This is a genomic window from Hymenobacter roseosalivarius DSM 11622 (assembly GCF_900176135.1).
GTDB lineage: Bacteria > Bacteroidota > Bacteroidia > Cytophagales > Hymenobacteraceae > Hymenobacter > Hymenobacter roseosalivarius.
In genome coordinates this window covers 1-21,497 of record NZ_FWWW01000053.1, presented here as the reverse complement: position 1 = coordinate 21,497, position 21,497 = coordinate 1, and the positions used below count along the sequence as shown (strand labels likewise).

The following is a 21,497-nucleotide window of genomic DNA, read 5'->3' as shown; positions in this document are numbered from 1 at the left end:
ACTGTCTTGCTTCTCATGTCTGACCTCTCAACTCTCACAATTCCCCTTACGCTTACCGACCAGATGGGACGGCGCGTGGTGGTTCCGTATCCACCGCAACGCATCGTGTCGCTGGTGCCTTCGCAGACGGAGCTGTTGTTCGATTTGGGTTTAGGTGAACGAGTGGTTGGGGTGACAAAATTCTGCATTCATCCAGCCAAAGCGCGGCAGCAGGCCACCGTAATTGGCGGCACCAAAAACTTCGATTTCGAGAAGATCAGTGCGCTGAAACCTGACCTTATCATTGGCAACAAGGAAGAGAATTATCAGGCGGGCATAGAGCAGTTGGCCGCGCATTATCCGGTGTGGCTCAGCGACATAAGCAACCTCACCGATGCCCTGCGCATGATTCGGCAGGTGGGCGTGGTGGTAGGTGCCAAAACCAAGGCCGACCAACTAGCCGCTGACATCGAGTGCTCTTTCGCCCAGCTTGCGCCAGTAGCGTCGCCGGTGCCAGCTGCCTATTTTATCTGGCGCAAACCCTACATGGTGGCAGCCACAGGCACTTTTATTGATGATATGCTTACGCGGGCGGGGTTTGCCAACGTATTTGCCCCCCAGCAGCGCTACCCGGAGGTTTCGGCCGAGCAGCTGGCAGCGGCCGCGCCGCGTATTATTCTTTTATCGTCTGAGCCTTACCCTTTTAGTGCTAGGCACGTAGCGGAGTTCCAGGCAATTTGCCCCTCAGCCCCGGTTCAGATTGTGGACGGTGAGTTATTCAGCTGGTATGGCAGCCGACTGCAAAACTCAGCCGCGTATTTTGCTGATTTGAGAGCGACTGTTGTGACATAAAGTATAAAAGGCGGTCATGCAGCGCCACGCGGGATGCTTCGCGTGGCGCTGCATGACCGCCTTTTGAAACTACTTTGTGCTTTATACTCTGAATCCGGCCTGCTCCAACTCGCCCCAGAAGCTGGGATAAGATTTGCGAACGACGTGGGGTGCTTCGATGGTTAAGGGGCCGCGGAGGGCTAGCGGGGCGAAGGCCATAGCCATCCGGTGGTCGTGGTAGGTAGCTATGGTTTGGCAACTGACTTGAAAATTGGTGGCCGTAACGCGAAATACATCAGGCTGCGTCTCGGTGAGGGTAGCGCCGAACTTGGCTAACTCGGCTTGGAGGGCCAGGATGCGGTCCGTTTCCTTGATGCGCAGGCTTTCCAGACCAGTCATTTCGACTTCTATGCCTTGCGCGGCGGCAATTACGGCTACGGTTTGAGCCAGATCGGGGCAATCAGTGAAGTCTTGGGAGAAGGTGCCAGTCGGGGGTTGCTGGGTGAGTAATACGCCGTCAGATAAAAACTCCGTGGCTACGCCCAATTTTTCCATGATGCCGACAATTGCTTGGTCGCCTTGCAGGGAGTGGCGGCGCAGGCCCGGCAAGTGAATTTGCCCCCCGGCAGGCGACAAAGCCACCATGGCATACCAATAGCTGGCCGCCGACCAATCAGCCTCAATGGCATAATCAGCGGGTTTATATGGCGTGGGACGAACTTCCAGTACGGAGCCTAAATCCCGGCAGTCGGCCCCGAAATGCTGCATGAGCGCCAGCGTCATGCGGATGTAAGGCCGTGAACCGACTTTGCCCGTCAGAAATAAACGCAGGCCACCGGGCAACTGAGGCCCAATCATCAGCAAAGCCGAAATATATTGGCTGCTGATGTCGCCGCGCACGGTTAGTTCGGCCATTTCTTCGGGGGGCAAATTTGCCCCCCACCCCTTAATGTTGAGCGGAGGATACCCTTCCTTTTCCGCGTAGTCGAGCTGCATGCCAAGCTGACGCAGGGCATCGACGAGGACACCAATGGGACGCTCCCGCATGCGGGCGGTGCCGGTGAGCAGCGCGCGCCTATCGGTGACGGATAAGTAAGCCGTAAGAAAACGCATCACGGTACCGGCATCTTCCGCGTCGAGGGTATCGGCGGTGGAGCTGGCCAGCAGACGGCGCATAAGCTGGGTATCGTTGGCGTTGGAAAGGTTAGTGAGCGAACCGCTTCCGGCCAGGGCCTGAATAATCAGGGCGCGGTTGCTTTCACTCTTGGATGCCGGCAGCTGAGCAGTGCCCCGCATGGGGCCACCTGGCCAGGCTAACGTTATTAAATCAGACATTCGGGGTGTTTAATAGGTAGCGCGTAACAGACTTAGTTTCTTTAGCTCAACAGCCAGTGATAGTAGCGCAACGACTCTGCTATTTCTGCCACGCTAATGGACTGGTCGTAGATGGCATGGCCAATGCCTTCCAGCAAGGTGCAGTTGATGATTGAGCCCGCATTTTTCTTATCCTGCAATGCCAGCTCGGCAATGGCGTCGGTTTCGAGCGTGACAAACTGCACCTTCTCGAACACCGAGAACAGGAACGTCTCAATCTTGTCCAGGTCTTCTTCAGACAGCAGCCCTTTTTTCATCGAGAGCCAGCTTTCGCAAATCATACCAGCGGCCACTGCTTCGCCGTGCAGAATCTCGCGGCCAGGTAGGCTGAGCAGGTAGCTTTCGAGGGCGTGGCCCACGGTGTGGCCGAAGTTAAGCACTTTGCGCAAGCCACTTTCCAGCGGATCGGCGGCCACAATGCGTTCTTTGGTGAGTACTGATTCGCGGATAATGGGTGCCCATTCGTCCACAAAAAAGCCGGTGCGCCGATGGTTTTCAAACGCCGCAGCATCAGCAATCAGCCAGTGCTTCACTACTTCTGCGTAGCCCGATTTGAGTTGGCGTGGTTCGAGCGTATTCAGAAAGCGGGGCTCAATAAACACGGCCGCCGGTACTTGAAACACGCCAAGCTGATTTTTGAAGTTCTGAAAATCGACGCCGGTTTTGCCCCCCACGCTGGCATCTACCTGCGCCAGCAGCGTAGTAGGCACCTGTACGAAGCGGATGCCGCGCTTGTACAGCGCGGCGCAAAAGCCCCCCAGATCCGTGACAACGCCCCCACCAAGGTTTACGAGCACCGCAAAACGATCGGCACGGGCCTCGGTAAGCGCTTCCCACACCGTTTCGCAGGTGGCCAGCACTTTATACTCTTCTCCGTCCGGAATCTCGATGGTGATATGATTCTCAGGCAGAAAATCGCGCAGACGCGGGTAGCAGAGCCGAATTGTATTAGCGTCGGCTAACACAAAAACCTGACTTACCGCCGGTTGGCGCAGCAAGTCGGCAAGTTCGATCAACGCGTGGGGGCCGATGGCGGGAGTGTCTTGCAAGGGATGAGCGGGTTAGCGGAGAATAATTGAAAGAACAGGTAGTAAAGACGGCTATTCCGGGTTCTGGTTCATTACTTCGGTTTGCTTACGGATGCTTTCCAGGTGAATAAGCTCATAGAGTTTGGCCACAAACGGATCATTCAGCCGCAATTTTGCCCCCCACTCCCGCCGCGACGTAAAGATTTCCTGCCAGCGGTCCATCTGCAAAATCTTCACGTTGTTTTCCTTTTTGTATTCGGCCAGCTGCTCTACCAACGCCATGCGCGCGGCCAACGCCTCCATCAACTCGCGGTCGGCCGTATCAATTTGCTGACGCAGCTCCTCGGCTTTATTCAGGAAATCGGCGTTGTTAGAGGAACGGTAACGGTATTTCAGCTCCATTAAAATCTCGGCCAACCGGGCCGGCGTTACTTGCTGCGCCGCGTCGGAAAGAGCATGATCTGGGTCGGGGTGCGTTTCAATCATTAAGCCATCGTAGTCTAGGTCGAGGGCTTTTTGCGAGACGGGCAGAATCAGGTCGCGTCGGCCGCTGATGTGACTAGGGTCGCAAACAAGCGGCACTTGCGGAAAGCGCGCTTTCAACTCAAAAGCCAGCTGCCAGGTGGGAGAATTTCGGTAGCGCGAGGGTGCAAACGTGCTGAACCCGCGGTGAATAGCAGCCAGATCGGTGATGCCCACGCGCTCCAATCGCTCTAAAGCACCGGCCCACAACGCCACGTCGGGGTTCACCGGGTTTTTAACCATTACGGGCACGCCCGTGCCGGCCAAAGCATCAGCTAACTCCTGCACGGCAAAGGGATTGACTGTAGTTCGAGCCCCAATCCAAAGCACGTCAATGCCGTGGCGCAGGGCGTCCTCTACGTGGCGGGGCGTGGCTACCTCTATGGTTACGGGCAAGCCTACTTCCTCGCGCACCCGCTGCAACCAGGGCAGCGCGGTGGGGCCCATGCCCTCAAACCCACCGGGCTTGGTGCGCGGCTTCCAAACGCCCGAGCGAAACAGGTCTACCTGGCCCATCGCCTTCAGGGCGCGGGCGGTGGTGAGCACCTGATCTTCGGTTTCGGCGCTGCATGGCCCGGCTATTAATAGCGGCAGCCCTTTGTTGGCGAGCAGGCGGGTAAAAAAAGTAGTAGCAGAAGAAGTAGCCATGAAAATAAACGCGGGTTCGGTAGCGGGCGGGTGCAAAAAGCCCCCCAGCTCCTCAGGTAAGGGTATCGGAAAAAGAGCCGGCCGCAAGGTAACTCCGCGGGTCAAAACGTTGTTTAAAACCTATCTTCGCCCACCCAAAAGCGTTGTTTAAAAACCACCCGCTCTATGCTAGCCACCCACGCCCCAGCCCTTTCCTTCAACGATACCGCCGTCGCCTTTGCCTCCAAGTCTGATGCCGAATTGCGCCAGATGTATGCTCTATTTGCGGCTATGAACAATAATACACTGGTGAAAGCTGGTGGTGGCATGATGAAAACGGCGCTCAAATGGGGCCTGCCGGTTAAGTTTCTGATCAAGAAAACCATCTTCGAGCAGTTCTGCGGCGGCGAGAACATTCAGGAATGTCTGCCCGTAATTGAGGAGCTGGGTCGCTACAACATCGGCACCATCCTCGACTATTCGGTGGAGGGCGAGGGCAGCGACAAAAGCTTCGACCACACCCGCGACGAGATTCTGGCCACCATTGACATGGCCCATCGCTCTACGCATATTCCCTTCTCCGTATTTAAAGTAACAGGCTTAGCCGACAGCGCTATCCTGGAAAAGGTGCAGGCCAAACAGACGCTGAATCAGGCAGAGCAAGCCAGCTATGAGCGCTCCAGGGCACGGATTGATGCCATTTGCGCCCGTGCTCACCAGTATGGCGTGCGCGTGTTCGTGGACGCGGAGGAAAGCTGGTTTCAGGAAACGATTGATATGTTGGCCTATGAAATGATGGCCAAATACAACCAGGAGTCGGCCATCGTTTGGAACACCTATCAGCTTTACCGCCACGACCGACTAGAGGCCATTGAGCAAGCCTGTGAAACCGCTAAGCGCGACGGGTACTATCTGGGGGGCAAATTGGTGCGTGGTGCTTACATGGAAAAGGAGAGCCGCACGGCGGCCCAGCGCGGCTACCAAAACCCCATCAACCCCACCAAAGAAGCTACCGACCAACTCTATAATGAGTCGCTGCGCTTCTGCATGGCTCACGTCGACCGTATCAGCATTTGTGCCGGCACCCACAACGAGGCCAGTTCCCTGCTGCTCACGAAGCTGATGCAGGAGCACAACCTGCGGCCCCAGGATACCCGCGTCTGGTTTGCGCAGCTCTACGGCATGAGCGATAACCTAAGCTACAACCTAGCCAACGCAGGCTACAACACGGCCAAATATGTGCCTTACGGCCCGGTAGAGGCAGTGATGCCTTACCTGCTACGCCGCGCCGACGAAAATACTGCCATTGCGGGTCAAAGCAGTCGGGAGTTTTCGCTTATTCAAAGAGAAATTGCCCGACGCAAGAGCAAAAAATAGGACGTACAAAAGGTGGTTGCACGTCGGCACAATTTTGGTTCACGGGCCCTGTACTGCTCTGGTATATTCAGTTAGAATGGTACATTGCTGAAATTTTCCGCCCGCCCACTCCCCGTTGTTCCAATGAATGCTCGTGTCCGCAGCCACCTAATTCGATTTGCCCGCCACCAGGTAGGTACCACCAGCTACCTGAATTTGGTGCAGGAAGCCGAGCTAGGCCTCAATCTGGAAATTTCGCACGAAAAGGCGCGGTTGAATGAGATTCTAGGCGAGATCTCAGAGAAGGAATATCACAGTGGGCGTCCTATTCTGAGTTGCCTGGTAAAAGTGGCTGGCTCAAAAGGGCAAGGCGATTCCTTCTTTAAGCTGTGCGAACGGCTGGGATTGGGGGAGTGGCGCACCTTAAAGCAAGATCCGGAATTTTTAAAAAATCTCCGCTACGAGTGTCGGGAGTTTTGGCAGATAGATGCCAATTATGAGCAGTTTGGCTGATTCTGGCTGAACAGCTAGCTCATCTATAGGCTGAAATAGACCAAAATCTGAAGATAGAATAGAAGCTATACAGAAATTTCTGTAACCCCTATCCTAAGCGCGCCGTTTAGCTATTCAACTGGCTAGTCGGGCGCTTTTGTTTTTAAAGCCTCTGCTGCTGGCCAAACTCTCCCTTTACCACAATCTAATCTACCTAACCAAATGGAAACGAACAACAGCAACAACCCCACGAATACTGGAACAGGCTCAGGCGCTAACTACGGAACTGGCTCAGCTGGTACTGGCATGAGCAACAGTACGTCGGGTGATACTACTTCTAGCGGCAACATGGGCAACTCCAGCACTGGAAGCTCGAATGTAGAAGGTGACGACTTTAGCGCCACTGCTAAGGGTACCGCTGCAGCTGGCACCGCTGGTGCAGTAGTAGGCCGTGGCATTGATGGTATTCAGAACACTGCCGACCACGCTGCGCACGCCGTAACTGGCCAGCCTTACGACTCTAGCAAAGGTAGCGGCATGATGACCAGCTCTTTCCGCGACCGCGATAGCGCTGAGCGTGCTTACAACTCGATGTCATCGCGTGGTTATAACAAGGATGACGTGAACCTATTGATGTCGGATGAGACCCGCAAAAAGCATTTTGGCGACAATACGGCTGATACCGACTTAGGCGACAAAGCTATGGAAGGTGCTGGCGTAGGCTCGGCCATCGGTGGTACCGCTGGTGCTGTAATTGGCGCTATTGCCGCTATTGGCACCTCAGTTGCACTGCCTGGCTTGGGCCTCATCATCGCTGGCCCGATTGCCGCCGCGTTGGCTGGTGCTGGCGCCGGTGGTCTGACGGGTGGCCTGGTAGGTGCCTTAGTAGGCTCGGGTATCCCAGAGGAGCACGCTGCCGAGTACGAAAGTGACATCAAGCAGGGCGGTATCGTAATGGGCGTAAAGCCCCGCAACGATGAAGACGCCAAGTATTTTGAAGAGGAGTTCCGTCGCCATAATGGCGACCGGGTTCGTCGCTACTAGTAGCTGTTTTTGCAGCTACCTATTGTTTAACAAAAAAGCCCCTCCAACCCGGAGGGGGCTTTTTTGTTAAACATAAGTACGGGCTTAAAAACCTGCTGCCTTATTTTAACTATAATGCCTTGGTTTACTTATCCAAATGGTATTCTACTGCGTATCTGTAGCTGCTTGTGGCAGTTTTGCTCGTCCAGCGCGGTGCAACCTCAGCAGAGGACTCGCTTCCTTTCCTTTGATTTTGGGCACTTATTTGCCAATGGCTAGCGTTTTGTGCTTATAGCCGGTCCCAGACTAGGTAGCTGAGTAGCGGATCGTATTTCGTTTCCTTTTGATTTTCTTCATTTCACGCTGATTCCATGTCTTCTCCCCGCTTGAAAATAGGGCTTTATGCCTCGCTGGTGATGGCCATCTTTGTGCTTGCTTCTTACAAGCTCTATCGACGCACCGACGCCAGGGCACCGCAAAAAGATGAAGTTCTCATCAAGGCCATGCTTCAGGGCCTAACTGTAGCCCATTACCAACCGGAAAAAGTAGACGACACTTTTTCCAAGCGGGTGTTCGATTTATACCTGAAGCGCATCGATTACAATAAGAAATTTTTGCTACAGCCGGATATAGCCCAGCTCCGCAAGTACCAGACGGCTATTGACGACCAGGTTAAGGCTGGCACCCATGAGTTTCTGGACCTGAGCACACAGCTCCTGAACCAGCGGATGAAAGATGTGCAGGGAATATATCGCGAGGTTCTGACGCAGCCCTTCGACTTCACGAAGGAAGAGTCGTTTGAGACTGAACCCGATAAGATGACCTTCGCGGCCGACAAAGCGGCTCAGCGCGAAGAGTGGCGCAAGTATCTGAAATACCAGACGATGTCGCGGGTTTCGGAGATGATGGATGAGCAGGCCAAGCGTAAAGAGAAAGCGTCAGCGCCGACGGCTTCCATTAGCAAAACTGCTGTTGTAGTTCCTAATGAGCCGTATCGTACGCCCGCTGAAATGGAGATTGAAGCCCGCAAGCGCGTGCTGAAATACTTCGACAGCCAGTTTCAGGATATGATGCAGACGGATGACCCAGAGCGCTTAGCGCTCTATGCCAACGTCATTGCCAACACGTATGATCCTCACACCGAATATTTTGCCCCCCGCGACAAAGACAAATTCGATGAGCAGATGACTGGTCAATTTGAAGGTATTGGTGCTTCCTTACAGGAAAAAGATGGGCAGATTAAAGTATCCGATCTAATTCCGGGCAGTGCTTCGTATCGTCAAGGTGATTTGAAAGCCGGCGACATTATTATGCGCGTGGCCCAGGGCGCGGCCGAGCCGGTTTCAGTAGAAGGCCTGCGCCTGGATAAGGCGGTAGCGCTGATCAAAGGCAAAAAAGGCACGGAAGTACGCCTGACGGTAAAGAAAACCGACGGCAGTACTCAGGTTATCCCGATTGTTCGTGATGTGGTAATTATCGAAGAAACCTTCGCCAAATCAGCCACCATTGATGATAATGGCAAAAAAGTAGGCTATATCCGTTTGCCCGGCTTCTATGCTGACTTTAATGACAATGGTGGTCGTAGCAGTGCCACCGACGTGAAGAAGGAGCTGGAAAAGCTTACCAAAGAGAATGTACAGGGTGTGGTGCTTGACTTGCGCTCGAATGGTGGGGGCTCTTTGCAGGACGCGGTGGAAATGGCCGGCCTCTTTGTGGAGAATGGTCCCGTGGTGCAGGTTCGCTCCAGCCAGGGCGCTCCCAACATCCTGAACGACCGTGACCCCCGCGTACAGTACTCTGGTCCGCTGGTAGTACTGGTGAACAAGTACAGCGCTTCGGCTTCCGAGATTTTGGCCGCCGCTATCCAAGACTATAAGCGGGGCATCATAATGGGCTCCGCCAGCACTTATGGCAAAGGCACGGTACAGCGCATTTTCGACCTGGACGACGCAATGCCCGCCGAGTTCAACAACATCAAGCCTTTCGGCTCGCTGAAGCTGACAACCCAGAAGTTTTACCGGATCAACGGCGGTTCGACGCAGTTTAAAGGTGTGGTGCCAGACATTATTCTGCCCGACTTGTACAGCTACCTCGACCAGGGTGAGAAAGAGTCTGATTACCCACTGAAGTGGGACGAGATCAGCCCTGCTCGCTACCGCCCTTGGAGCGGTGCCCCGGCCGTAGCCAAGCTAAGCGAGGCCAGCAAGAAGCGCGTAGACAACAGCGAAAGCTTTAAGCTGATTAACGGTATGGTGCAACGCATGATCAAGCGGAAGAACGATACGATGGTAAGCCTGAAATTGGATACCTACCGCGCCGAGCAGTTGTTGGCCAAAGCAGAGTCGGATAAGTACGAGCAGCTGCAAAAAGCGGCCCAGCCGCTTAACATTGCTCCTTTAACCGCCGATCTGCGCCAGTTAGGCTCCGATACGGTGCAAGTGAACCGCGCTACCCGCTTCACCCGCAACCTGAAAAAAGACATCACCTTGCGTGAAGCTGTAGCCGTGGTAAAAGACCAGATCTAGGCATCTTACGGTTCTCTCACTGAGCTTACTAAAAAAGCCCCCCAGAGCTATTCTGGGGGGATTTTTTTATATCTCAATATTAATGACAACTAAATTAGTAAATAGACTTTAAAAACAACAGTTGAGCTAGGGATATTTTTTGTATTTAAAAACTTGATTATCAGGTCGTTGATAAACAATAATGTTGGCAATTATTTTTAGCAAATATGCAACTCTGAGTGGTTCTCTGCTGTTTATTTTGCATGACGACGATATTAGAGAACAACATCATTCCGCTCGTGACGGACGAGCAGCGGCAAGCCGAGGAAAAGTGGCGCAAATCGATTCCTGCCCAGGTTTTTCTCAACTATTTCTTTGCCATAAACTACCACATTCAGGAGAACGACGACGCGACCGGCGGCTTGCAGCACTTGCCCTATTTCCGGGCGCATCAGGCCGAGCTGACCGACGCCGACCTCCCGAATATCACCAAGCTCCTGCACGCCTGCTGGAGCACGGAGTACGCCCTGCGTGCCACCGCTGAGCTAGGCGACGAGGATTACCTGCGTAATGCCCTGCACTGGACATTTCCACAGGCGTATCATACTATTCTGTCGGGTTTGCAGGCGTTTCTGTACACTACCGGCGTGCGCTCCAACAATTCTTCGCTGATACAGCGGGAAGTAGGCCGTTTGGTAGTACGCAATGCGTACCCACGGCCAGTGTCGTTCTACTCGGCTGGGGCTTACGGCGACTTCAGCATCCATCGTCTGCCGTTGGCGGGCTACAAGGCCGGCTTGCACATCGCGGGCAAAGAGATTGAAGCCCAGGCTCAGATCGGGCAGTTCCTGCGTACCACGCGCAAGATGAAGGCCCAGATCACGCGTCAGCAGGTGCAAGCGAACCCTAATACCGCATTGCGCAGCCAGAAGACCGGCAAGGTGCTGGATAAGTGGACGCCACAGCATTGGCAGCAGATTACGTGGCGCTTAGGCTACACTACCATCTTTGATCTGCTCAGCCGCCTGCGTATCTCGCAGACCAGCCGTGAGATCGAGCGCTACGTGGAGGCCGAGATTGATTTCAAGCTCTTCCACCAGTCCTTGCTGAACATCGTGAGCTACCTCAATGGTATTCACGAAAGCTATGTGGCTAAGGCCGTAGGCTTGGAGCACTACCAACAGCTTATTGCTGACCTGCCCAAGCACTTGCAGCACAGCTTTGTAGCTGACCGTTTGCGCAACCGTATCGAGCCGCTACTGACTGGCGAGGCACCTGCACAGATGAACATCGCAGCTTAATCCGTCTTATTTACCGTCTTACTGCTGATACACCTAAGCGCTGCTCCTTTGGAGTGGCGCTTTTTGTTTCTATATAATTCAGCCTGCGGGCGTAACTTCGCGGCCTTATTTTAAGCCCATTACCATGCACCATCTCAGCGAACAGGAACAGCAACGCCGCCACAAGCTCGACGAGCTAAATAAGCTCGGCATTGAGCCGTACCCCTCCGAGCTGTTCGACGTGAATTTCTCTGCGCAAGAGATTCTGGATAACTATCACGCCGAACTGAACAACTTTCAGGAAGTAGTTCTGGCAGGCCGTATCATGTCGCAGCGCGTAATGGGCAAAGCATCCTTTGCGGAGCTGATGGACTCTTCGGGCCGCATTCAGCTCTATATCAACCGCGACGAAATCTGCCCCGGTGAGAATAAGGAGCTGTATAATACGGTTTTCAAAAAACTGATTGACTTAGGCGATTTCGTGGGCGTAAAAGGCCGCGTGTTCAAGACGCAGGTGGGTGAGACTTCGGTGCACGTTACGGAGTTCAAGCTGCTGTCCAAAGCCCTGCGCCCGTTGCCGGTGGTGAAGGAAAAAGACGGTCAGATCTACGACGCTTTCACTGACCCTGAGCAGCGCTACCGTCAGCGCTACGTGGATATGGTAGTGAATCCGCAGGTGCGCGAGACTTTTATCAAGCGGACGTTACTGGTGCAGGCCATGCGCAACTATTTGAATGACAAAGGCTATCTGGAGGTCGAGACGCCAATTTTGCAGCCGCTATACGGCGGTGCGGCCGCTCGCCCGTTCAAGACCTTTCACAACACGCTGGACATGACGCTGTATCTGCGCATTGCCAACGAGCTGTACTTGAAGCGCCTGATTGTAGGCGGCTTTGATGGCGTGTATGAGTTCAGCAAGGACTTCCGCAACGAGGGTATGTCGCGGTTTCACAACCCCGAGTTTACTCAGATGGAGCTGTACGTGGCCTACAAGGACTACTACTGGATGATGGACCTAGTAGAGGAAATGGTGGAGCGCGTGGCCTTCGAGCTGCACGGCAAAACCGAAGTACAGGTCGGCGACAACCTCATCAACTTCCAGCGCCCCTGGCAGCGCTACACCATGTTCGAAGCCATTCAGCACTTCACCGGCATCGACATCACCGACATGGATGAGGCGGCGCTACGCGAAACAGCTCATACCCTGCACGTACATCTGGACCCTAGCATGGGCAAAGCCAAGATTATCGACGAGCTGTTTGGCGAGCTGTGCGAGCCCAAGCTGATTCAGCCTACATTCATCACCGATTATCCGGTGGAAATGTCGCCGCTGGCGAAGAAGCATCGCTCCAAGCCTGGCTTGGTTGAGCGTTTCGAAGCTATCTGCAACGGCAAAGAAATCTGCAACGCTTTCTCCGAGCTCAACGACCCCATCGACCAGCGCCAGCGCTTCGAAGAGCAGCTGGAGCTGGGCAAGCGCGGCGACGTGGAGGCGATGGTGCTTGATGAAGATTTCCTGCGGGCCTTAGAGTACGGAATGCCTCCCACGGCTGGTCTGGGCATCGGTATCGACCGCCTAAGCATGATCATGACCAACTCCAACTCCATTCAGGACGTGCTCTTCTTCCCCCAGATGAAGCCCGAGAACAACTAATACCGAGTTGCTTGCCAATAAAGTAAAAAAGCCCCCCAGACTAGTCTGGGGGGCTTTTTTACTTTAGATGCCGCTTACAAAATCTGTGACATCCGATAAATCCGTGGTTCAGACAAAAATCAGAAAGCCTCCCGTAATAATCACGAGAGGCTTTCCTTTATAACTGACTTACCCTTCCAATCGGGGCGAACAGGAAGAAGTGTGCGATGGACAATCTGATTTTACTACTAAGCTGTTTAACCAATCTTAGTAGAAGCTCCTATCGTCGGCAATTTTACTTCCCGTGCTTCTCCGATTTTCTTTCAAGCCGGTTATGCTGTCTTTAACGGGGTTCAAGGACTTAGGTTGCGAAATGCCGAAAGTTTCTGTCTTTTTTAGAGTCCGCGGCCCAGGCCCTCAGTACTCGCTGCATCATCGTCGGCACCACCGATAGTGCTGCCACCTATTGAGCCTGAACCCGTTGCGGCCCGGCCACCCTGACGGCCCGCGCCGGGCGCGCTGGCCAGGTCGCCACTCTGGTCGGCGCGGCTGCCAGCTGATGATGACTTGAGCGAGTTAAGGATATCATCGGCGTTGACGCGGTTAGCTGATTCTTCGCCGCCCTGCGTAGCGCTGCCTTTCAGGTCATTAATTTTAGCCAGGCTATCCTGGAACAATTTGGTCAGGTCGTCGCTGAACTTGGAAGCCGATTTCTTGAGCGTTGTGCGCGTTTCTTCGCCGGTTTCAGGAGCGAGGAGTAAGCCTGCGATAATACCGGCACTGGCACCGGCTAACAGGGAAAGAATGATTTTGCCGTTTTGATCTTTCATGAGCGTAGAGTGAGAATAGAAAAATGAACTACGAACTGGCTTGAGATGAAAGAGCTTCCGACCAATCCGCAGAGAGTAACGCGTTTATCACACGAAGGTTATCATAAAAAAGACCCTCATCTATTTAGATGAGGGTCTTTTCTTAGTAGTCTAAAGCCAGCATTGGCTTACAGGTCGTTCAGCAGTTTGGTGATTTCGCGCTTGCCTTTGCCTAGCTTCTGCTGCAGGCGACCTACGAGGTCTTCCTCCTGGCCCTCAGCGTACTGCAGGTCCTCGTCGGTGAGTTGAGCGAATTGCTGACGCAATTTGCCTTTGCTCTGGTTCCAGTCGCCTTTCAGCTTGAGGCTGCTGCCCGCGCCGGTGACACCCAGATCCTCAAGCTTCTCAACGTAGCCTTTGAACTGGGAATCCAGCTGTTCGCCGTATTTGGAAAGCTGCTCGCCGAGCTGACCGCTGTACTTAGTAGCAGCGTTCTTCAGATTGCCACGAGTGGCGGTGCCTTTATCGGGAGCCATCAGCAGGCCTGCGATGATACCAGCGCTGGCGCCAGCTAATACAGCGAGGAGAATTTTGCCTGAGTTGTCTTCTTGTTTATACGACATGTTGGTAAGGAGAGAAAGTGAATACTTGAAAACAGGCGACAAAATCGTTGGCTCCGAAAGGTGGATTCAGCGAAGTGAGGGCGCGCCTGGCTTGTTAAGCTGATTGCCTATACGAACACTATTAAGCTGGGTTATATTTAGGGAATAAAAAATAGCTGAAATAAAATATACTGTTTGTCAGGAAGGCGTTTTGCCCCCCAATCCGTACTTTAACCTACCTACCCAAGTTGGGTAGGTAGGTTGTTTTTCCGTTCTTACTAGTATGAAAAACTCGCTTTTTGCGGCTGCTTTTCTGCCCCTGCTCGCTACATGCAGCCAGCCCGCCTCTACAGCTACTACTCCAGCAGCTACGACTGCCGCCTGCATCGACTCAACCAAAATTGATCCGGCCGGTATCTGCACCATGCAGTACGACCCCGTATGCGGCTGCAACGGCAAGACCTACAGCAACGACTGTGTAGCTACCAACGCGGGCGTGCTCACCTACACCAAAGGCGAGTGCCCCACCACCCCGAAAAACTAAAAATTTGTCCCCCACTCTTATGTCAGAGGAGAAAAAATACTTCCGCCAGCAAGCGCCCTTCCGTGTGCCCACCACCGACGGCAAGCTCATCGAGGAGCATATCGGCCTGGCCAGCACCCGTACCAGTCAGTACAGCGTGGCGCACATGGTGGCACCTCCCCAATGGAGCGAGCCGCACCAACGCCCCGAGTTCGACGAAATAACTATCGTGGTGCGCGGCCGGAAGCGCTTTGAAATCGACGGCGACGTAGTGGAGTTGAGTGCCGGCGAATCGTTGCTGATCAAGGCCGGGGCGCGGGTGCGCTACGCCAACCCGTTTGATGCCGAGTGCGAATACTGGTCGATCTGCGTGCCGGCCTTTTCGATGGACACCGTGAACCGGGAAGAGTAGAAGTAACGCTAGGCTCCAGCTTGGCGAATAGCTGGGGACATTGCAAAATGCCCCCCAACGTCATCGTTCAACGATTCGCCAAGCTGGAGCCTGGCGTTACATTCTAACCACATGGATCAGCGCATTATTAACCTCTTCGACGAATACACCCACTCCCCGCTCACCCGCAAGGAATTTATGGAGCGATTGATGAAAATAACCGGCGGCGCGGCTCTGGCCACGGCCGCTTTGGCTGTGCTTGAACCCGGCTACGCCAACGCCGCCACCGTGCCCGTACAAGCCGGCAATTTAACCGAAGAAACCGTGAGCTGGCCCGGCGACGGCACCACCATGCAAGGCTACCTGGTGCACCCAAAAGGCAAAAAGAAGCGCGGAGCCGTGGTAGTGATTCACGAAAACCGCGGCCTCACGCCCCACATAAAGGATGTAACGCGCCGCGTGGCCCAGGCCGGCTACCTGGCTTTGGGCGTTGATGCTCTCTCGCAGTTTGGCGGCACGCCCACCGACGAGGACCAGGGCCGCACCCTAATCGGTCAGCTCGATGCGCAGAAAACGCTGAACAACTACCTCGCCGCCCTCACCTACCTGCGCCAGCGCCCTGATAGCAACGGCAAAACCGGCTGCGTCGGTTTCTGCTGGGGCGGCGCTATGGCCAACCGCCTCGCCCTCAGCGACCCCAAGCTCAATGCCGCCGTGGCCTACTACGGCACCCAGCCCAAAGACGCTGACGTCTCCCAAATCAAGGCGCACCTGATGCTGCACTACGCCGCCCTCGATGAGCGCGTGAATGCCGGTGCCGCCGCCTACGAAGCGGCGCTGAAAGCCGCTAATGCGAAGTACCAGCAGTTTATGTACGAAGGCGTAAACCACGCTTTCAACAACGACTCGTCCCCCGCTCGCTACAACGCCGAAGCCGCCAAGCTGGCCTGGGAGCGGACATTAGGGTTATTTAAGAAAGAGTTGAGCTAGGCTATTCCAACTCAATGAGACTCCCATCTAAGTCTACGGTAAGACTGCTAGGGGTTTTGTGCTGGACGGTGTTTTCCGCGAGTTGTCAGGAAACACCTTCCACGCAAACTTCTACAGTTCCAGTTTCTACCCAGCCCCAAGCCCATGCTACCTTGGCTGTCGTTCAGGTCACCGAAGCCGCGGCGGCACCGCCCGATTCGGTTGATGAATACCTGGATTGGGACGCCGTGAAACTTAATGGTAAGCTGCCGCTGGTTGGCAAAACCGAGGAGCTACATAAGCTCCTCGGTCGCCCGGATAGTTTGGTAAACCCAGATTTTAATGATGTGTGCGTTTTCTACTTTGACAACCAGCGTTTCCAGTATGCTTATTTCAAAGAAACCCGTGCAGAAGTAGATGGCGACACAGCGATTATTACCTCTATTGATTTTCGCCATAATTCGAAATTAGAGCTAATCACTCCTACACTTCGGCTAAACAGTAAAACTACCTTATCGTCACTTGCTAAAATTTTTCCTAAAGCCGTTAAAAATAAAGGAGAAGTTGACGTGCACAAAGTTGGAAAACGCATAGAGGTGTCTTTATCGATGGGTAAGATTGTAAGTAACGATTCATGGCTTTTACTTTTCGATAAAGGGCTGTTGGTGGAAATACAATGGTTTATGCCATGTTAGAATGCTTGCAGTCGTCTAATAATTGTGTGTAAATAATTGAGTAATACTTTTGTACTTCATTAATTATCTCATGAAAAAAATATTATTAATCCTGCTTGTTATGCCAAGCCAGTCGTGCCATTCAAGTCAGAAGTACTCTGATGCATCGGCTAATTATACTTATATGCAAATTTTTTATTTCGGACGAAAAACTTATCCAGGCTCTGCATTTATAAGTTTTACTCCGGAGTTTCAGAAACAGAAAGATATTAAGCTTAATGAACAAGTAAATGATTTAAGTAATTTAGGATTTAATGAAATAATAAAAGTGCAAGAAGAACGTGATCAGAAAATGCGTGGTATGCTGATAAAAACCTTAAATACTGTGACAGTGGAAGGCTGGGAAATAGTACAGATGAGTTCCTACGGAGACGGCGGACTCGTTTACCTACTTCGTCGAGTCAAATAAAGTGCATTGCGTTTAACGCGTTAAAAGAGCCCCCCAGAACTAATCTGGGGGGCTCTTTTATAGAAACAATTACCAAACATTACGACTTCGGGGCAGGGGCAGGCAGCACCTTGCGTGGCAGCTTCTGGTCGCGCATGGCGGTGTGGTACACGAAGGAAGCTACGATAACTGACGCCTGCTTCAAGTCATCGGCCTGCAAACGGTCGAAGGTGTCCTGGTTGGTGTGGTGGGTGCGGGTACCGTAGTCGAGGCCGTCCTGCACGAACTGGAAGCCGGGCAGGCCCACGGCGTCGAAGGAAAGGTGGTCGGTGCCGCCGGTGTTGCGGGGCGTAACCGTAGTGGCACCCATCTCGGCGAAGGGCTGGAGCCAGGCTGTGAAGATGGGCGCTACCGCCTCATTGCCCTGCAAATAGATACCGCGGATTTTGCCACCGCCATTATCGAGGTTGAAGTAGCCGGCCAGCTTCTCATGGGCGGGCAGCAGCTTCATGGTGGCGGGGTCGGCGAAGTGGTTCTTCACGTAGTTGCGCGAGCCGTGCAGGCCCTGCTCCTCCTCGCCCCACAGAGCAATGCGGATGGTGCGGCGAGGTTTCACACCCGTAGCTTTCAAAATGCGCATGGCCTCCATCATCACGGCGCAGCCGGCCGCGTTGTCGGTGGCACCGGTAGCGGCGTGCCAGGAGTCTAAATGGCCCCCAAGCATTACTACCTCGCTTTTTAGCTTGCGGTCGGTGCCGGGAATTTCGGCTATGACGTTGTAGCCTTTCAGATCGGTGTTCTGGAAGCGCGTTTTGGTTTCCATTTCCACTTCTACTGGAATACCAGCTTCCACCAACCGAATCAGGCGCAGCTGATCTTCGGGCGACATTTCAATTTCGGGCAGTACGGGCTTCGCATCGGCAGCGTACGGAGCGCCATTGCTGGTAAAGAAAGTGCCGTGTGAGCCGCCGCGGGTGCTAAGCACCGCAGCAGCACCTTCACTCATCAGCATCTCGTTGAGCTTGGTACGCAACGCGGCCTGAGCACGACGGGCGTTTAGTCGCTCGGTCATAGCCGGGTCGTCGGTAGTTGGGCGCGCAGGCTGAGCTTCCATCATTTTGGTCAGCTCATCATCGGTGTAGCGCTTGGCATCGGCCTCGAAGGTGGTTTTAGGCGGCGTAGCCACGGCCGTCAGCACGATTTTGTCACGCAGCTTACCCTGAAACTTGGCCAAATCCTCTTCGGTAGTAGCATTCACGTACACCACCTGCTTCTTCACGTTTCCGCTGGTAGAGGGCGTCCAGGCTTTAGGCGCGCCTATCATGGAGTGGTAGTAAGGCGCCGTCATGGCGATGTACGACTTCTCGATGTCCCAGCCGCGGCCGAAGTCACCCCAGGGCTCGATGTTGGCGTTGCTCATACCCCATTTGGTAAGCTGGCCTTTGGTCCACTCATTGGCGCGCTTCAGGCCATCGGAGTTAGCCAGGCGCGGGCCGCAAACGTCGGTGAGATAAAAGGCCGTTTCCATCACCTTGGAGCGGTTCATACCCTCGTCTTTGATCTTGGCAATCATGGCCTGATCTACTTTTTCGGCTTGTTGAGCCAAGGTAGGCGCGGCCAGAGCCAGGCCACCAGCCAGGGCTAAGAGTCGGAGTGTCGTCATGTGGTTTGGTTGGAGATGAAAGATGGTTTGATAAGTAAAGAAGCAGGAAAAGTCTGGGAGTTGCAGGGAATCAAGTAACTAGTGATATCTTGTTGGCTCAAATTTGTATTTTACTCGGAATGTCACTTCGCTATATTTCCTTGCTCTTATTAAGCAGCATTATGTTATCGTCTTGTAAAAAAGACGATCAAAACCTACTATAAAAGTGCAGCAGCGCGTCTTTACTAATGGGGTTGAAATAAAAGATCAGCTTGTAAAAGACCGTTTTATTAAGAACTCAGGTGTTCCATTTACAGTACCCACAGCAATTGATCCAGAGGCGATTATTCGATTTTTGGCCCCGGACACAGCTGTTTTTGGTACAAGTAACATGCGGTTTTATGTGACCAAAAAAGGCAATCAGCACCTATTTTACTCAATAGGGTCTGTACAGGTCGCCTCTAATAGAATTAATGGTACTCTTAATAACGATATTAGAGGATTATTGAAATATACTGCTCCATTAGTTCCTCTTCCCTCGACTACAGGATTTGCTTATGTTACAAAGGAAGTGCGGGTAGGCTACAGAGACCAAAGCAATATGAGAGTCGCTTTGTTGCACTATCGTCTCAAACGTGATTTTTCTGGGTTGGCTAATAGTGAAGCATCTGGGCTACTATTCAATGAGTTTAATGAAGCAGCTATTACTACTATAGGCGCTGGCGATACCTTGGCTGTGCAAGAATCGAGTTTCATGATGCCTGTGCAGTAGTGACGATATATCCGCTTAGCTGCACCAAGTAATCAGAAAGCTTGACCTCCATAGGTCAGGCTTTCTTTTTTATCCCCAATAACCTCACCCCCACCTCCCGCGTCTAACCAAGCAGCCCTTACTGTTCCGCTGCTATGAGTCTTTGGCAAATTATCCGCCGCCTGTACCCGTACGTGCTGCCTTACCGAACCCTGGTAATCAGCACGTTGCTGCTGACGCTGGTGGGGTCGTTGGCGGCGCAGGTCAATCCGTTTGTGTTGCGCTACACGGTGGATACTGTGCAGGGGCTGCTGGATCAAGGCCTCGGGCTGACCCAGGGGGCAAATTTGCTGCTCATAGTGAGCGTGCTGCTGCTGGGAAAGGAGATTATTAACACCTTTATTCAGTTTGGGCAGAAGTTCTACGGCGAGAAAATCCGCATCAACGTTTCGAGCACCCTGCACCAGTCGGCCGTGGATAAGATTCTGAGCTACCAGCTCGGCTTCTACTCCGACAGCGGCAACCAAACCGGCAAGCTCCAAACCCGCATCGACCGCGGCGTGGAGAGTCTGATGAAGCTGGTCCAGAACTTCTTTATCGACATCCTGCCCCTGTTTGCCAACTCCATCGTGGCCCTCATCATCATGTTCACGGCCAACCTGTACGTGGGGCTGGTGGCGTTGGGCATCCTCCCGATCTACTTCTGGATCAGCTACCGACAGGCCGACAAGCTCAACGGCGTACGCCGCAGTCTGCGGGGTTTGCGCGAGCAGCGCAGCCAGGGCCTGATCAACATCATCGACTCTATTGTGGTGATTAAGAGCTTCGTGCGCGAAGACTACGAGGGCGAAAAGCAGGCCGGCATGCAGCGCAACCTCGTGACCACCCAGCTCGAAACCCGCAAAACCAACTTCCTCTTCGACGGCCTCAAAACCTTCGTGGAGCAGATTGGCGTGGTGCTCATCATCATCCTGACCGCCTACCTGGTGCTCGATCGGCAGATTTCCATTGGGGCCATCATGTTCCACATTCTGCTGTTCAACAACGTGTCGGCGCCCATCCGCCAGCTCCACCGCATCTACGACGAGATGAACGAGGCCCTCACCTACTCCGAAGGCTTCTTCGACATCCTCGACGCCACCACCGAAACCGAGCGCACCGGCCCCACCCCGCCTGACCAGCTCCGGGGGGCTTTTTCGCTGCGCCACGTCGACTTCACCTACCCCACCGGCATCCAGGCCCTCCACGATGTCAGCCTGAGTATTGCGGCCGGCCAAACTACTGCCCTGGTGGGCCTGTCGGGGGCGGGCAAGAGCACCATTCTCAATTTGCTCTGCAAGTTTTACGAGCCCAACGGCGGCGAAATGCTCCTCGATGGCCGCCCGCTCTCCGACTACGATACCCATGCCCTGCGCCAGCGTATCGGGCTGGTGCTCCAGAAAAACCACATCTTCAAGGGCAGCATCGAGGAAAACATCCGCTACGGCAACTTCGAGGCGACCTTAGACGAGATAAAGGCCGCTGCCAAGCAGGCCTACCTCCACGACCAGATAATGGCTCTGCCCCAGCAGTATCAGTCGGATGCCCAGCAGCTGTCGGGTGGGCAGCAGCAGCGCATTGCCATTGCGCGCCTCTTCCTCAAAAATCCGCCGATCATCTTCCTCGACGAGCCCACCGCCTCCCTCGACGCCATTGCCACCGAGCAAATCAAGAACTCGCTCGACGCCATTAAGCAAGGCCGCACGGTGGTCATCATCTCCCACAGCCTCGCCCAAATCGTGGACTCCGACTGCATCTACGTCATGAAGCAGGGCCGCATGGTAGAAAGCGGCACCCACGACGAGCTATACGATAAACGCGGCACCTACCGCGAAATCTTCGACGCCTCCGCCCGCAGCCTCAATATCGAGAAGCTGGCGCGGGTGATGGTGGATGATGGGGATGAAGTGGAGGATACGGCGGGGTGAGGATGAGAGCTTGTAGCAACGTCGCGCCTCAGCTGCCTCCTGTCAAAGCATCTCCCATTTACTTCCTTAGTT

General features: G+C 53.8%; 20 protein-coding genes. 14 read left to right on the top strand and 6 right to left on the bottom strand.

The features are described 5' to 3' along the window. Nucleotides 1-15: 15 nt before the first annotated feature. The gene (locus B9A24_RS07015) at nt 16-831 is read left to right on the top strand and encodes an ABC transporter substrate-binding protein (protein WP_084444468.1); all 816 of its coding nucleotides are present in this window, start codon (nt 16-18) and stop codon (nt 829-831) included. Between the two features lie 81 nt (nt 832-912). Here B9A24_RS07015 and B9A24_RS07010 read toward each other — a convergent pair whose 3' ends face one another. From B9A24_RS07010 to B9A24_RS07000, 3 genes are read right to left on the bottom strand one after another with little or no spacing between them, the layout of a single operon-like run. Then, on the bottom strand, nt 913-2,145 hold the full coding sequence (locus B9A24_RS07010) for a 3-phosphoshikimate 1-carboxyvinyltransferase (RefSeq protein WP_234997057.1): 1,233 nt from the start codon (nt 2,143-2,145) through the stop codon (nt 913-915). A 41-nt stretch (nt 2,146-2,186) separates the two neighbouring features. After that, nucleotides 2,187-3,233 carry a 3-dehydroquinate synthase gene (aroB, locus tag B9A24_RS07005; RefSeq protein WP_084444466.1) on the bottom strand — a complete coding sequence of 349 codons (1,047 nt, stop codon included), beginning with the start codon at nt 3,231-3,233 and terminating at the stop codon, nt 2,187-2,189. Nucleotides 3,234-3,284: 51 nt separating this feature from the next. Continuing rightward, nucleotides 3,285-4,382 carry a chorismate mutase gene (locus B9A24_RS07000; protein ID WP_084444488.1) on the bottom strand — a complete coding sequence of 366 codons (1,098 nt, stop codon included), beginning with the start codon at nt 4,380-4,382 and terminating at the stop codon, nt 3,285-3,287. Between the two features lie 165 nt (nt 4,383-4,547). Here B9A24_RS07000 and B9A24_RS06995 point away from each other — a divergent pair, with 165 nt between their 5' ends. The 6 genes from B9A24_RS06995 to lysS all read left to right on the top strand — a co-directional run bounded on the left by B9A24_RS06995 (nt 4,548) and on the right by lysS (nt 12,670). Next, on the top strand, nt 4,548-5,738 hold the full coding sequence (locus tag B9A24_RS06995; protein ID WP_084444465.1) for a proline dehydrogenase family protein: 1,191 nt from the start codon (nt 4,548-4,550) through the stop codon (nt 5,736-5,738). 123 nt (nt 5,739-5,861) lie between these two features. Further along, complete coding sequence (locus B9A24_RS06990; protein WP_084444464.1) at nt 5,862-6,230, top strand: hypothetical protein; 369 nt, start codon at nt 5,862-5,864, stop codon at nt 6,228-6,230. 201 nt (nt 6,231-6,431) lie between these two features. After that, nucleotides 6,432-7,253, top strand: a complete 822-nt coding sequence (locus B9A24_RS23080) for a hypothetical protein (RefSeq protein WP_317044230.1) — start codon at nt 6,432-6,434, stop codon at nt 7,251-7,253. Between the two features lie 350 nt (nt 7,254-7,603). Continuing rightward, complete coding sequence (locus tag B9A24_RS06980; protein WP_084444463.1) at nt 7,604-9,757, top strand: carboxy terminal-processing peptidase; 2,154 nt, start codon at nt 7,604-7,606, stop codon at nt 9,755-9,757. A 242-nt stretch (nt 9,758-9,999) separates the two neighbouring features. Next, the gene (locus tag B9A24_RS06975; protein ID WP_084444462.1) at nt 10,000-11,037 is read left to right on the top strand and encodes a hypothetical protein; all 1,038 of its coding nucleotides are present in this window, start codon (nt 10,000-10,002) and stop codon (nt 11,035-11,037) included. Between the two features lie 124 nt (nt 11,038-11,161). Continuing rightward, a complete protein-coding gene (gene lysS, locus B9A24_RS06970; RefSeq protein WP_084444461.1) occupies nt 11,162-12,670 on the top strand; it encodes a lysine--tRNA ligase in 1,509 nt (502 codons plus the stop codon). 374 nt (nt 12,671-13,044) lie between these two features. Here lysS and B9A24_RS06965 read toward each other — a convergent pair whose 3' ends face one another. Continuing rightward, complete coding sequence (locus tag B9A24_RS06965) at nt 13,045-13,479, bottom strand: YtxH domain-containing protein (protein WP_084444460.1); 435 nt, start codon at nt 13,477-13,479, stop codon at nt 13,045-13,047. A 167-nt stretch (nt 13,480-13,646) separates the two neighbouring features. Then, nucleotides 13,647-14,081, bottom strand: a complete 435-nt coding sequence (locus B9A24_RS23075; protein ID WP_084444459.1) for a YtxH domain-containing protein — start codon at nt 14,079-14,081, stop codon at nt 13,647-13,649. 262 nt (nt 14,082-14,343) lie between these two features. Here B9A24_RS23075 and B9A24_RS06955 point away from each other — a divergent pair, with 262 nt between their 5' ends. From B9A24_RS06955 to B9A24_RS06935, 5 genes are all read left to right on the top strand, one after another. Next, the gene (locus tag B9A24_RS06955; RefSeq protein WP_084444458.1) at nt 14,344-14,604 is read left to right on the top strand and encodes a Kazal-type serine protease inhibitor domain-containing protein; all 261 of its coding nucleotides are present in this window, start codon (nt 14,344-14,346) and stop codon (nt 14,602-14,604) included. A 4-nt stretch (nt 14,605-14,608) separates the two neighbouring features. Continuing rightward, on the top strand, nt 14,609-14,995 hold the full coding sequence (locus B9A24_RS06950; protein WP_234997056.1) for a cupin domain-containing protein: 387 nt from the start codon (nt 14,609-14,611) through the stop codon (nt 14,993-14,995). Nucleotides 14,996-15,106: 111 nt separating this feature from the next. After that, nucleotides 15,107-15,964 carry a dienelactone hydrolase family protein gene (locus tag B9A24_RS06945; RefSeq protein WP_084444456.1) on the top strand — a complete coding sequence of 286 codons (858 nt, stop codon included), beginning with the start codon at nt 15,107-15,109 and terminating at the stop codon, nt 15,962-15,964. 152 nt (nt 15,965-16,116) lie between these two features. Further along, on the top strand, nt 16,117-16,638 hold the full coding sequence (locus tag B9A24_RS06940) for a hypothetical protein (protein WP_084444455.1): 522 nt from the start codon (nt 16,117-16,119) through the stop codon (nt 16,636-16,638). 70 nt (nt 16,639-16,708) lie between these two features. Next, nucleotides 16,709-17,086, top strand: a complete 378-nt coding sequence (locus B9A24_RS06935) for a hypothetical protein (RefSeq protein WP_084444454.1) — start codon at nt 16,709-16,711, stop codon at nt 17,084-17,086. A gap of 79 nt (nt 17,087-17,165) precedes the next feature. Here B9A24_RS06935 and B9A24_RS06930 read toward each other — a convergent pair whose 3' ends face one another. Continuing rightward, nucleotides 17,166-18,728 (bottom strand): M28 family metallopeptidase, encoded by a 1,563-nt coding sequence (locus tag B9A24_RS06930; protein WP_084444453.1) that lies wholly within the window; start codon nt 18,726-18,728, stop codon nt 17,166-17,168. Between the two features lie 205 nt (nt 18,729-18,933). On the opposite strand from B9A24_RS06930, the gene B9A24_RS06925 reads away from it, so the two are divergent. Together B9A24_RS06925 and B9A24_RS06920 are read left to right on the top strand one after the other, a co-directional pair. Next, the gene (locus tag B9A24_RS06925; RefSeq protein WP_084444452.1) at nt 18,934-19,479 is read left to right on the top strand and encodes a hypothetical protein; all 546 of its coding nucleotides are present in this window, start codon (nt 18,934-18,936) and stop codon (nt 19,477-19,479) included. Nucleotides 19,480-19,613: 134 nt separating this feature from the next. Beyond that, nucleotides 19,614-21,425, top strand: coding sequence for an ABC transporter ATP-binding protein (locus tag B9A24_RS06920; protein WP_084444451.1), 1,812 nt, complete (start codon nt 19,614-19,616; stop codon nt 21,423-21,425). The last annotated feature ends 72 nt before the right edge of the window (nt 21,426-21,497 follow it).